The following is a 12,395-nucleotide window of genomic DNA, read 5'->3' as shown; positions in this document are numbered from 1 at the left end:
GTCATGCTGATGTCCAACTCCGACCGCGCCGCGCGCCTGCACTATATGGCCAACGGTTTCCGCGTGCTCAGCCCCGGCGACCACGTCGCCTGCGCCGCGACCGGCCACCGGATCGCGCTCGAAGACCTGCGCTACTGGAGCGTCGCGCGCCAGGAAGCCTACGCCACCGCTGCCGCTGCCAGCGAAGCGATGGCGCCACGATGATCCGCGCGGCGGTGCTCGTCCTGCTGGCTGCCACCGGTACCGCCGCCCAGCAAGCACCGCCCTCGAATACCGCGTCCCAGTCCGCCTTCCGCTGGACCGGCACGCTCAGCCAGGGCGGGCTGATCCTAGGCACCGCCCCTGCTGTTACGCGCACGCTCATGCTCGACGGCAAGCCGGTCGCGCTATCCCCCGATGGCCGCTTCATCGCCGGTTTCGACCGCGACGCGGGGCCGCAGGCGATACTGACCGCTACCCTCGCCGATGGACGCACCATTACCCAGCCGCTGACGATTGCGCCTAGAGCCTGGCGGATCGAGCGCCTCGACACGCTCCCCAAATTCCCCGCGCCCGACCCGGTCTTCGCGCAACTGCGCCCACCCGAACTCGCCCAGATCGTCGCTGCGCGCGCGCGCGCCACCGACGCCCAAGGCTGGCGCCAGGCCTTCGCATGGCCGGCAACAGGCCGCATCTCCGGCCTGTTCGGCGCGCAACGCATCTACAAGGGCGACCCCGGCAGCTATCATTCAGGCACCGACATCGCCAAGCCAACCGGCGCGATCGTCACCGCTCCCGCCGACGGCGTCGTGATCCTCGCGGCGGACCACCCCTTCACGCTGGAGGGCAACCTCCTGATGCTCGACCACGGCATGGGCCTCAACAGCGCGTTCCTTCACCTGTCGCGGATCGACGTGAAACCCGGCGACCACGTGGCAAAGGGCCAACCGATCGGCGCCGTCGGCATGACCGGCCGCGCCACCGGCCCCCACCTCCACTGGGCGTTACGATGGCGCGACGCCAAGCTCGACCCAATGCTGGTTGCTGGCGCAATGCGACCGTAGGTGACGAGCGCTCAGTTCAGCCGTTTCGCCTTCACACCCGGCTGGCCGCCGACGCTTAGCTTGAAACTCCCTAAGGCACCGCGCTTGATGACGACTTTATCGTTTGCCCGTGGACGCCGCGCGATCGTGTAATCATCCGTCTGAATCCATCGCGCGCCATCGGCCAGTTGGAAACTCCATCGGCCGGCGCCATCCACCGACGCACCGGTGAGAGTCGTCTCGATCTGCGGCAGGTCGTTGCCGTTGCCGAACAAGCCGGTATCGGGCAGCGTTATCCCAAACAGATTTCGGCGCGTTTCGCGAACTTGTTGCTGGTCGATGACGACGACCGCTTGATCGGCTTCCGCGGTATCCAGCGCCGCCACCGAGTGATCGAAGCAGGCCAGCCGCGCCAATGGTTCGGTCACGGTGCGGCATTGGGTAACGGCAACCAGCAGCGGGGACCGCTCCGCCTTGCGCGGCTTGGACGCCGCGGCCGCAGGATACTGCGCCATGATCAACGAGGTTGAAATTGCCAGAATCGTGATCCGCATGAGCGTCCTACCTCGTTAGCGAGAAGCGTCGGAATAGGCAGCGCCGGCCAGAGCGGCAAGTCCATCACGTGCAGCATGCCGTTACGGCATCGTCCCGAAATTGTGGCCATTGGGTAACATAACTGTCGTAATGCGACGAGTGGCGGCGATCCCGTAATTTTCTTTTGGACAAGGCACCTCTGACTTGCGAGATCGTCGTCAGCTGCGGTCGGGCGACCGCACAATAGATCGTATCGGCCGGAAACGTTCGCCGATATAAAAGGGATAGACCAACCATGCGAAACCATATGTTTCGGGACTGCCTGCTCGCATCGACGATGATCGCGGGTGCTGCGATTGCATTGCCCGCCTACGCGCAGACCGCCCCGGCACCCGCGCCGCAGGGCACGACGAGTGACGACGGTGCAGCATCGACCACGCCGGCGATCTCCAACACGCCTAGCCAGGATCCCGCAGCCGCCGGCACCGCGGGCGGCGGCGATATCGTCGTCACCGGTTCGCGCATCTCGAACCCGAACTTGACGTCGGCGAGCCCGATAACGGTTGTTAATGCTGCAGATATCAAGCTGCGCGGCGCGACGCGTATCGAGGACGTGCTCAACAGCCTGCCGTCGTCGTTCGCAACGCAGACCTCGTCGGTGTCGAACGGTTCGACCGGTACCGCGACGATCAACCTTCGCAACCTCGGTGAATCGCGCACGCTGGTGCTGGTCAACGGCCGCCGCCTGATGCCGGGCAACCCATCGTCGAGCAGCACGGCCAGCGCCGCTGCCGACGTCAACATGATCCCGGCCTCGCTGTTGAAGCGCGTCGACGTGCTCACCGGCGGCGCGGGTTCGGTCTATGGTTCGGACGCCATCGGCGGCGTCGTCAACTTCGTGCTCGACACCGATTACGAAGGTTTCAGCATCGATACCTCGGGCGGTATCTACAACCACAACAACCGCAGTGAGCGCTTCCAGGCCCTGTCAGCGGCGAGCGGCAACCCCGCCCCGAGCGGCCAAGCGTTCGACGGCACACAGTTCGACATCAACTTCAAGGTCGGTGCCGGCACCAGCGACGGTCGCGGCCATGTTGTCGGCTACGGCGGCTACCGCAAGATCGGCGCGATCCTGCAGGGTTCGCGCGATTACAGCTCGTGCGGCCTGAACACCCCGGGCGCCGGCGGTAACGACTATGTCTGCGGTGGATCGCCAACCGCGTTTCCGGCCAACTTCACGCTGGGCGATGCGAGAGAGGGCGGTCCTCCGACCGGTTATACGCTGAACTCCGCAGGTCAGCTCGTGGCGGGGCGTACGCTCTACAATGCCAACCCGCTGAACTACTACCAGCGTCCCGACAAGCGCTACACGGCTGGCTTCCTCGCAAATTATGAAGTCAGCAAGGCGTTCAAGCCTTACGCCGAATTCATGTTCATGGACGATCGCTCGACCGCCCAGATCGCGCCATCGGGTAATTTCAGCAACACCACGGTTCTGAACAGCAACAATCCGTTCCTGTCGGCGGCTCAGCGGGCGACCTTCTTCCGCGACACCAATCTGGTTCGGGATGCGAACGGCAACGTCATCAACCTGACGAACCCCGATGGTACTCAGTATCAGCAGGCAAGCGTCCAGATCGGTCGCCGTAACGTCGAGGGTGGCGGTCGTCAGGCCGATCTCCGTCACACCCAGTATCGCTTCGTTGCGGGTGCACGCGGCGACATCGACAAGGGCATCTCGTACGAAGCGTACGGCCAGTTCGGCAGCACCGTGTTCAACCAGGTGTATCGCAACGAGTTCTCGGTTTCGCGCACGACCCGCGCACTCGACGCGATCACCGACACGCGTCCGGGTTCGGCCACGCTTGGCCAGGCGGTTTGCCGCTCGGTCGTCGACGGCACCGATCCGAACTGCGTCCCGCTCAACATCTTCGGTTCCGCGGGCATCACCCCGGCGGCACTGGGTTATGTCCAGACCCCAGGCTTCCAGTCGGGCGAGAACAAGGAAAAGGTCGTCAACGCGTCGATGACCTTCAAGGGCGGGGAATATGGCGTCCAGTCGCCGTTCGCCAGCGAAGGCATCGCGCTGAACGTTGGTGGCGAATATCGCAAGGAGTCGCTCGTTCTCGAAGTCGACAATGCCTTCCTGAGCGGCGATCTCGCTGGCCAAGGCGGCGCGACGTTGCCGATCCGTGGCAGCTACGACGTGAAGGAAGTGTTCGGCGAACTTCAGGTTCCGCTCGTCAGCGATCGCCCGTTCTTCAACGAACTGACGGTCAATGGCGGCTACCGCTATTCGAGCTACAGCACGGCGGGTTCGGCGAGCTCGTACAAGGGCGAGATCGTCTGGGCGCCGATCTCCGATGTCCGCTTCCGTGGCGGCTATAACCGTGCGGTCCGTGCTCCGAATACGCAGGAACTGTTCGCAACCCAGTCGGTGCAGATCGACGGTGCAACCGATCCTTGCGCGGGTCCGCGCGTCAATGGTCTCGTCAATGGCAATACGGCTGCACAATGTGCGCTCACCGGTGTCGCGGCAAACCAGTTCGGTCTGGTTCAGCCAAACGAGTCCGAGCAGTATAACGGCCTGCTGGGCGGCAACCCGAACCTGAAGCCCGAAAAGGCCGACACGTTCACCGCTGGCGTGATCCTGCGTCCTTCGTTCCTGCCGGGCTTCAACCTGTCGGTCGATGGTTTCCGGATCAAGCTGAAGGATCGGATTGGCGTCATCGGCGCGGATACGACCATTGCACAGTGCCTTGCGACCGGTGATCAGGCGCTCTGCAGCCTGATCAAGCGCGGTACCAACGGTACGCTGTTCCAGGGTACGAGCGGTTACATCATCGATACCAACGTCAACGCTGGGTCACTTTTAACTCAGGGCATCGAGACGTCGGCCGGTTATACCTACCGTTCGGACAGCATCGGCACGATCGGGCTTTCGTTCAACGGCACGTACGTCGACAAGTTCACGTCGGACAAGGCCGGCGCGAAGTTCGACTGCGCGGGCCTGTACGGCGCACAGTGCGGCTACCCGATGTCCAAGTGGCGTCACCAGGCCCGCATCTCGCTGACCACGCCGAACGGCATCGGTCTGTCGGGTAACTGGCGTTATCTGTCGGCCACCAAGTTCGAGCGTACCAGCAGCGATGCCGATCTTGCTGCGCCGTTCTTCGTCAATGATGCCCGCGTGAAGGCGCAGAACTACTTCGATCTCGCCGCAACGGTGCGGGTCGCGGACAAGTTCACCTACCGCATGGGTGTCAACAACATCCTCGACAAGACGCCGCCGATCCTCAGCGCGACGGCTTCGCCGATCGGTTCGTTCGGCAACGGCAACACCTACCCAGGCATCTACGAAGCGATCGGTCGCTACCTGTTCGTTGGTCTGACCATCGACATGTAATCGATCCTACGGGACCAAGAAAAAGGGGCGGCAGATCATCGATCTGCCGCCCCTTTGTCGTTCGAAGATGAGCGTGTCAGGCGACCTGAAGCACCAGTTTCCCGTCGCCCTCGTCGACCTTCACCGTCGAGCCATCCTTCACCTCGCCGCGGAGGATCATGTCGGCGAGCGGATCCTGCAGATACCGCTGGACCGCGCGCTTCAGCGGCCGCGCACCGTACACCGGATCGTACCCCACGCGTCCCAGCCACGCGCGCGCCGCGTCCGTCAGGTCGAGGACGATCTTGCGGTCGGCGAGCAGCTTGTCGACGCGCGACACCTGGATATCCACGATCGGTGCCATGTGCGCCTGGCCGAGGCGGTGGAACAGGATCACCTCGTCGAGCCGGTTGAGGAACTCTGGTCGGAAGTGCGCGCGGACGATCTCCATCACCTGCGGCTCGACCGACGACACGTCGTCGCCCTCCGCCATGTTCGCCAGATACTGGCTGCCGAGGTTCGACGTCAGGATGATCAGCGTGTTGCTGAAATCCACCGTGCGCCCCTGCCCATCGGTCAGCCGCCCGTCGTCGAGCACCTGCAACAGCACGTTGAACACGTCGCCGTGCGCCTTCTCGACCTCGTCGAACAGGATCACCTGATACGGCCGGCGCCGCACCGCCTCGGTCAGCACGCCGCCCTCCTCGTAACCGACATAGCCCGGAGGCGCGCCAATCAGCCGCGCGACGGCGTGCTTCTCCATGAACTCGCTCATGTCGATGCGGACCATCGCCGACGGATCGTCGAACAGGAATTCGGCCAGCGCCTTGGTCAGCTCGGTCTTGCCGACGCCGGTTGGCCCGAGGAACAGGAACGACCCCAGCGGCCGGTTCGGGTCCTGCAACCCGGCGCGAGCCCGGCGGACCGCAGTCGAGACGGCTTTCACCGCATGCGCCTGCCCGATCACGCGCTTGCCGATCGTCGCCTCCATCGCGAGCAATTTGTCGCGCTCGCCCTGCAGCATCCGCTCGACCGGGATCCCCGTCCAGCGGCTGACGACACCGGCGATATCGTCCGCGGTGACTTCCTCGCGCAGCATCGCGCCCTTGGTCGCCCCCGCCGCCTCGTCGAGTTGGCGCTGCAACCCCGGGATCGTACCGTAGGAAAGCTCGCCCGCCTTGGCGAGATCGCCCGACCGCTGCGCCTGCTCCAGTTCGAGCCGCGCGGCATCGAGCTGTTCCTTGACCCGCGCCTCGGCGTTAATCTTGTCCTTCTCGCCCTTCCAGCGCGTCGTCAGCTCGGCGGATTGCTCCTCCAGATTGACGAGTTCGCCCTCCAGCGTGTCGAGCCGGTCGACCGACGCGTCGTCGGTCTCGCGCTTCAACGCCTCACGCTCGATCTTGAGCTGGATGATCCGGCGGTCGAGATTTTCGATCGCCTCGGGCTTCGATTCCACCTCCATACGGATTCGCGACGCGGCCTCGTCCATCAGATCAATGGCCTTGTCGGGCAGGAAGCGGTCGGTGATGTAGCGGTTCGACAACGTAGAGGCAGCGACGATCGCGCCGTCGGTGATCCGCACGCCGTGATGAAGCTCGTACTTTTCCTTCAGCCCGCGCAGGATCGAGATCGTGTCCTCGACGGTCGGTTCGCCGACCATCACCGGCTGGAACCGCCGCTGCAATGCCGGGTCCTTCTCGACATATTTGCGGTACTCATCGAGCGTGGTCGCGCCGACGCAGTGCAGCTCGCCACGTGCCAGCGCCGGCTTGAGCAGGTTGCCCGCGTCCATCGCGCCCTCGGATTTACCCGCGCCGATCAGCTGGTGCATCTCGTCGATGAACAGGATGATGTCGCCCTCGGCGGCCTTCACCTCGTCGAGCACGCCCTTCAGCCGCTCCTCGAACTCGCCGCGATATTTGGCACCCGCGATCAGCGAGCCGAGGTCGAGCGACATCAGCCGGCGGTCCTTCAGCGTATCGGGCACGTCGCCATTGGCGATGCGCAGCGCGAGCCCTTCGGCGATCGCGGTCTTGCCGACGCCAGGTTCGCCGATCAGCGCAGGGTTGTTCTTGGTGCGGCGCGCGAGGATCTGGATGGTGCGGCGAATCTCCTCGTCACGACCGATCACCGGATCGAGCTTCCCGTCACGTGCCGCCTGGGTGAGGTCGCGCGCGAACTTCTTGAGCGCATCATAACGATCCTCGGCGCCCGCGGTGTCGGCGGACCGACCCTGCCGCAAGCCGTTGATCGCGGTGTTGAGCCCCTCGGGCGTCACGCCGCCGGCCTTCAACGCCTTGCCCGCCGCAGTGTTGAGCGACAGTGCGAGCGCGACAAGCAGCCGCTCGACGGTAACGAAGCTGTCACCCGCCTTGCTCGCGATCTGCTCGGCCTGGTCGAGCACGCGCACCGCGTCGTTGTCGATCCCCGGCGTAGTCTGCGCGCCCGAGCCCGAGACGACCGGGATTTTCGCGAGCGCCAGATCGGTCTCCGACGTCGCGCGCTTGGCGTCGCCACCCGCTGCCGCGATCAGCCCGGCGGCCATGCCCTGCTCGTCTTCCAGCAGCGCTTTCAACAGATGCTCGGGGGCGATCCGCTGGTGGTTCATGCGGATGGCGACGGTCTGCGCGGATTGCAGGAAGCCCTTCGCGCGGTCGGTGAATTTGTCGATGTTCATGACGAATTCCTGTGGGAGTGTTTTGGTGTTGGCCGAAAGATGGTGTTGTATTTGGGCAACACAAGAGGCGCGCGCAGGTCGGATGCTAGGGCCCGCGCGAGGCATCCGGAATAGCGTTTATTGTCGGTATCGAAGCGCCGCCGTCATCGCTATGTTCAGGTTCGCATGCTATATGCAGCGCGTGTCAACAGCGCTCCCCCATACCTACGCCATCGGCATCGAGCCGGCCGACATCGACTTCATGGGTCACGTCAACAACGCGAACTATCTGAAGTGGGTACAGGCCGCGGTGATCGACCATTGGCAGCGTCTCGCGCCCGCCGAGGCGGTTGCCGGGCACCTCTGGGTCGCGCTGAAGCACGAGATCACGTACCGCAAGCCCGCGTTCCTCGACGACGACGTCATCGCGACAGTGTTGCTCGAGAAGGTCCAGGGCGCGCGCGCGTTTTACGAGACGATCATCAAGCGCGGCGAGGACGTGCTCGCCGAGGTCAAGTCGAGCTGGTGCTGCCTCGATGCCGAGACGCTGCGCCCATCGCGCCTCGCGAACAGCGTCGTCGAGCATTTCTTCCCGAAGACCGACCTTAAGGACTGATACGCCTGGGACGATCGGTCCTCAGAAATCGATCGCCATGCCCTTCAGCTCCCAATCTCCGTACCGCGTAGGATCGCGCGGCTCGGGGTCCTTGTCCGGCACGATCGCCTCAGGCTTTGGCACCGGCGTATTCTTCGCCAGATATTCAGGTGGCTTAACGTGATCGGGGCGCTGGCCCATCGCGGCTCTCCGGATTTGCGTGTTGGCGTCGTAACCGCCACATGGGCCCTGTCGCGTCGCTTTGCCACAAGCCGCGCGCCAAACCGAACGCGAAGGACCTTGATATGCCCGACTATACCCACGCCCCAGAGCCGCTTGGCGTCCCGACCCGACGCGCCGCGCTCCGCCTGCTCGACGCCGTCCTGCGTCGCGGCGAGTCGCTCGAATCCGCATTGCCCGCCGCAACGCGCGCGATCCACGGCCCTGATCGTGGCCTCGCGCATGCGATCGCCGCCGAGACGCTGCGCCGCTTGCCCGATCTCGACGCGATGATCGATTCGGTGACCAAGACCAACCTGCCCGACGATGCGAAGGCGCGGATGGCGCTGCGGATCGCGCTCGTCCAGGTGCTGATCCTCGGCACGCCCTCGCACGCCGCGATCTCGACCGTGCTGCCGCTGGTCGACGGTGGCCCGCGCAAGCTCGTCCACGGCGTGTTCGGCACGCTGTTCCGCGCCAACATGCTGCTCCCCGAAGTGCCGACGCTGCCCGCCCCGGTCGAGCTGCGCTGGGAAGCTGCGTGGGGCGAGGAGATGGTCGATGCCGCCGGCCGCGCGATCGCGCAGGTGCCGCCGCTCGACCTGACGATCGCCGACCCGTCCGAGACCGAAGGCTGGCGCGAGAAACTCGGCGGCGAGAGCTTCATGCCCGGCCATCTCCGTCTCGGCGATCACGACTCCGTCCCCGACATGGCCGGCTTCGGCGACGGCGCGTGGTGGGTGCAGGACATCGCCGCTTCGCTCCCCGCGCGGTTGCTGGGGAAGGCCCCGTCAGAAGGTGGCGGCCACGTCCTCGATCTCTGCGCAGCCCCCGGCGGCAAGACGCTGCAACTCGCGAGCGCCGGCTGGACCGTCACCTCGGTCGATAATTCGCAGAGCCGCATCAAGCGTCTCCGCGAGAACCTCTACCGCACGCATCTGAAGGCCGAGGTGGTCAACGCCGACATCCTCGAATGGGCGCCGACCGAGCCCGCCGACGCGATCCTGATCGATGCGCCGTGCAGTGCTACGGGTATCTTCCGCCGCCACCCCGACGTCCTCCACCGCGTCCGCCCCTCGATCATCGCCGAGACCGCGGCGTTGCAGGCGCGCATCTTCGCGCGGGCGGCGGATTGGGTGAAGCCCGGCGGCACGTTAGTGTACGCAACCTGCTCGCTCGAACCGTCGGAAGGCGAAGCGCAACTCGACGCGTTCCTCGCGGCCCGCAACGACTACACGATCGCCCCGGTCGACCAGTCCGAACTTCCCGCCGGTATCACCCCGACGGAGGCCGGCACGATCCGCACGCTCCCCGGCATGCTCGCCGACCAAGGCGGCTGCGACGGCTTTTTCATCGCCCGGCTAAAACGAAGCTAACCTTCTGCCTCCCCCCTCCCTGAAAGGGAGGGGCCGGGGGTGGGTAGGCCGGCTCGGGCCGCAACCGCAGGAACATGCGGAACCCGACCCACCCCCAACCCCTCCCTTCCAGGGAGGGGCGAAAACCAAGGCCTTCGCACCACGCGAATCCCGCGCTAGGACAATCTCATGCAACCCGTCCGCATCGCCCCCTCGATCCTCTCCGCCGACTTCGCCAAGCTCGGCGAGGAAGTCCGCGCCATCGACGCAGCCGGCGCCGACTGGATCCACATCGACGTGATGGACGGTCATTTCGTCCCCAACATCTCGTTCGGCCCCGCGGTCATGAAGTCGGTCCGCGGCGTCACGACCAAGCCGTTCGACGTCCACCTGATGATCTCGCCCGTCGACGCCTATCTCGACGCGTTCGCGGAGGCCGGCGCCGACTGCATCACCGTGCATTACGAGGCCGGGCCGCACATCCACCGCTCGCTCCAGCACATCAAGGGCCTCGGCAAGCGCGCAGGCGTCGTGATCTGCCCCGGCACCCCCGCAAAGATGCTCGACTACCTCATGGACATGGTCGACCTCGTCCTCGTGATGAGCGTCAACCCGGGCTTTGGCGGCCAGAGCTTCATCCCGAGCCAGCTCAAGAAGATCAGCGCGATCCGCACGATGATCGAAAAGAGCGGCCGCGCGATAGATCTCGAAGTCGATGGCGGCGTCGATGCCGAATGGGCCAAGCGCTGCATCGAAGCCGGCGCCGACGCATTGGTCGCGGGCACCTCGGTCTTCCGCGGCGGCCCCGACCACTACGCCGCCAACATCGCCGCGTTGCGGGGGTGAACGAACCGCGTGATCCTGTAACCGATCCCGCGCCGGACGGGATCGACGAAGGCCGCCGCCTGATCCGTCTCGGCGGCGACAAGGGGCTGTCGCTCGCTGATCGGCTGGCCGAGCGCTTCCACCGCCTGACGTGGCGCACCCCGCTCCACACGCTCCGCCTCAAGGGGCGGTATCCGCTGAAGCTGATCGCGGTCCCCGACGACCCCATTCTCGGTGACATCCCCCGCGGCACGATGCTGCTGGAGGGCGTCCTCTCGTTCCGCGGTGAAGCGCGCGACATCGAGACGCTCGATCTTACGAAACCGCTCCCAAAGCCCTTTGCCGAATATCTCCACAGTTTCGCATGGCTACGCGACCTTTCGACCGTCGCGACCCGCGCGCGGGGCGCCCCGATCGCCGAATACCTCATGGGGCTCTGGCTGACCGCGTACGCCGACACCCAGGGCGGGATCGCATGGCGCCCCGACATGTGGGGCCGCCGCATCCTCGCCTGGACCGCGCACGCGCCGCTGATCCTGTCTTCCTCCGACCAGATCTATCGCTCGAAGGTGCTCAACGCGCTCGCAAAAGGCGCGCTCCACCTTGATCGCAACGCCGACAAGGCCCCGGCGGGTGCCCCGCGCATCGCCGCGTGGTGCGGAGTCGTCGCGGCCGGGCTGCTAATCCCCGGCGGAGAACCGCGCCAGGCGTTCGGTGAAGCCGGCCTGCTCCGCGCACTCGGCACCGGCCTGTTCGACGATGGGGGCTCGGTCTCGCGCAGTCCGGCGATGCTGCTCGATTCGATCCAGTTGCTGACGCTGCTTCAGGAAAGCTACGCCGCGCGTGGCACCGAACTGCCCGAGATGGTGGCGGTTACGCTGACCCGGATGGTCGCGGCGCTGCTTGGCGTCGCGCACGCCGATCGCGGCCTGTCGAGCTGGCAGGGTGGTGGCCCCGCCAGCGAAACGCAGGTCGCAGCGGTCGTCGAAGCCAGCGGTGTCCGCACGCGTCCCCTCCGCCAGGCGCGCGACTGGGGCTATCAACGCCTCGCCGCCGGCACCGCGGTGCTGATCGTCGACGCTGCCCCGCCGCCGATTGCCCGCCTAGTCGAAGGCGGCTGCGCCTCGACGCTGGCGTTCGAATTCTCCGACGGCCCTGCGCGGATCGTCGTCAATTGCGGCGGCGCCCGTGCGGGCATCGCCCAACTCCCCCCCGCGATGGTCGAAGGCCTGCGCTCGACCGCGGCGCATTCGACGCTGACGATCGCCGACAGCAATTCGACCGCGATCCTCACCGACGGCACGCTCGGCCGCGGCGTCGGCGAAGTCGAGCTCAGCCGCCAGGAATCGGACGCCGCCAGCCGGATCGAGGCGAGCCACGACGGCTATGTCCGCCGCTGGGGCTTCCTCCACCGCCGCCAGCTGATGCTCACCGGCGACGGCCGCGAACTCCGCGGCGAGGACGCGCTGTTGCCGCAGGGTCGCAAGCGCCGCGCCGGATTGTCGCTGTTCGCGATCCGTTTCCACCTGGGGGAGGGCGTGCAAGTCTCCCCTACCGCGGATGGCCTGGGCGCGATCCTCCGCCTCCCCGGTGGGCCCTTGTGGCAATTCCGCTGCCGCGGCGGTGCGCTGGTGGTCGAGGACAGCGTCTGGATCGACGCCGACGGCCGCCCGGTCGCGACGCAACAACTGATGATCACCGGCGAAGCGGCAGCCGGCGGCGCGAGCGTAAGCTGGGCGCTGAAAAAGGCCTGACAGCCACACTCGATTAAAGCGCCCCCCCGGCGAAGGCCGGGGCCCAATTG

At 66.0% G+C, this 12,395-nt stretch carries 10 protein-coding genes; 7 read left to right on the top strand and 3 right to left on the bottom strand.

Annotated elements, in window-relative coordinates; translation table 11 throughout:
- The first annotated feature begins 3 nt into the window (after positions 1-3).
- Together AC59GX_RS09605 and AC59GX_RS09600 are read left to right on the top strand one after the other, a co-directional pair.
- Entirely contained in the window at positions 4-204 is a 201-nt protein-coding gene (locus AC59GX_RS09605; protein WP_055881745.1) for a DUF2093 domain-containing protein, read from the top strand.
- A complete protein-coding gene (locus AC59GX_RS09600) occupies positions 201-1,043 on the top strand; it encodes a M23 family metallopeptidase (protein WP_426280070.1) in 843 nt (280 codons plus the stop codon). Before AC59GX_RS09605 ends, AC59GX_RS09600 begins: the two co-directional genes overlap by 4 nt.
- Before the next feature lie 11 nt (positions 1,044-1,054).
- On the opposite strand, the gene AC59GX_RS09595 is transcribed toward AC59GX_RS09600, so the two are convergent.
- The gene (locus AC59GX_RS09595) at positions 1,055-1,576 is read right to left on the bottom strand and encodes a hypothetical protein (protein ID WP_426280069.1); all 522 of its coding nucleotides are present in this window, start codon (positions 1,574-1,576) and stop codon (positions 1,055-1,057) included.
- 275 nt (positions 1,577-1,851) lie between these two features.
- Between AC59GX_RS09595 and AC59GX_RS09590 the strand changes: the two genes are divergently transcribed.
- Positions 1,852-4,962: a TonB-dependent receptor domain-containing protein gene (locus AC59GX_RS09590; RefSeq protein WP_426280068.1), complete on the top strand. Its 3,111-nt coding sequence runs from the start codon at positions 1,852-1,854 to the stop codon at positions 4,960-4,962.
- Between the two features lie 76 nt (positions 4,963-5,038).
- Here the strand turns inward: AC59GX_RS09590 and clpB are convergent, their stop codons facing one another.
- Complete coding sequence (clpB, locus tag AC59GX_RS09585; protein ID WP_426280067.1) at positions 5,039-7,618, bottom strand: ATP-dependent chaperone ClpB; 2,580 nt, start codon at positions 7,616-7,618, stop codon at positions 5,039-5,041.
- A 181-nt stretch (positions 7,619-7,799) separates the two neighbouring features.
- Here clpB and AC59GX_RS09580 point away from each other — a divergent pair, with 181 nt between their 5' ends.
- Complete coding sequence (locus tag AC59GX_RS09580; RefSeq protein ID WP_107955557.1) at positions 7,800-8,213, top strand: acyl-CoA thioesterase; 414 nt, start codon at positions 7,800-7,802, stop codon at positions 8,211-8,213.
- A gap of 21 nt (positions 8,214-8,234) precedes the next feature.
- On the opposite strand, the gene AC59GX_RS09575 is transcribed toward AC59GX_RS09580, so the two are convergent.
- A complete protein-coding gene (locus tag AC59GX_RS09575) occupies positions 8,235-8,393 on the bottom strand; it encodes a DUF1674 domain-containing protein (RefSeq protein WP_107963485.1) in 159 nt (52 codons plus the stop codon).
- Between the two features lie 104 nt (positions 8,394-8,497).
- On the opposite strand from AC59GX_RS09575, the gene AC59GX_RS09570 reads away from it, so the two are divergent.
- The 3 genes from AC59GX_RS09570 to AC59GX_RS09560 all read left to right on the top strand — a co-directional run bounded on the left by AC59GX_RS09570 (position 8,498) and on the right by AC59GX_RS09560 (position 12,345).
- Complete coding sequence (locus AC59GX_RS09570; protein ID WP_426280066.1) at positions 8,498-9,787, top strand: RsmB/NOP family class I SAM-dependent RNA methyltransferase; 1,290 nt, start codon at positions 8,498-8,500, stop codon at positions 9,785-9,787.
- A gap of 168 nt (positions 9,788-9,955) precedes the next feature.
- On the top strand, positions 9,956-10,612 hold the full coding sequence (gene rpe / locus AC59GX_RS09565) for a ribulose-phosphate 3-epimerase (RefSeq protein WP_426280065.1): 657 nt from the start codon (positions 9,956-9,958) through the stop codon (positions 10,610-10,612).
- Positions 10,609-12,345: a heparinase II/III family protein gene (locus tag AC59GX_RS09560; RefSeq protein ID WP_426280064.1), complete on the top strand. Its 1,737-nt coding sequence runs from the start codon at positions 10,609-10,611 to the stop codon at positions 12,343-12,345. The genes rpe and AC59GX_RS09560 overlap by 4 nt, the downstream gene beginning before the upstream one ends.
- Positions 12,346-12,395: the final 50 nt, after the last annotated feature.

It is taken from the genome of Sphingomonas sp. 320_CC (genome assembly GCF_059691795.1).
This window is presented reverse-complemented; position numbering and strand designations above follow the sequence as displayed.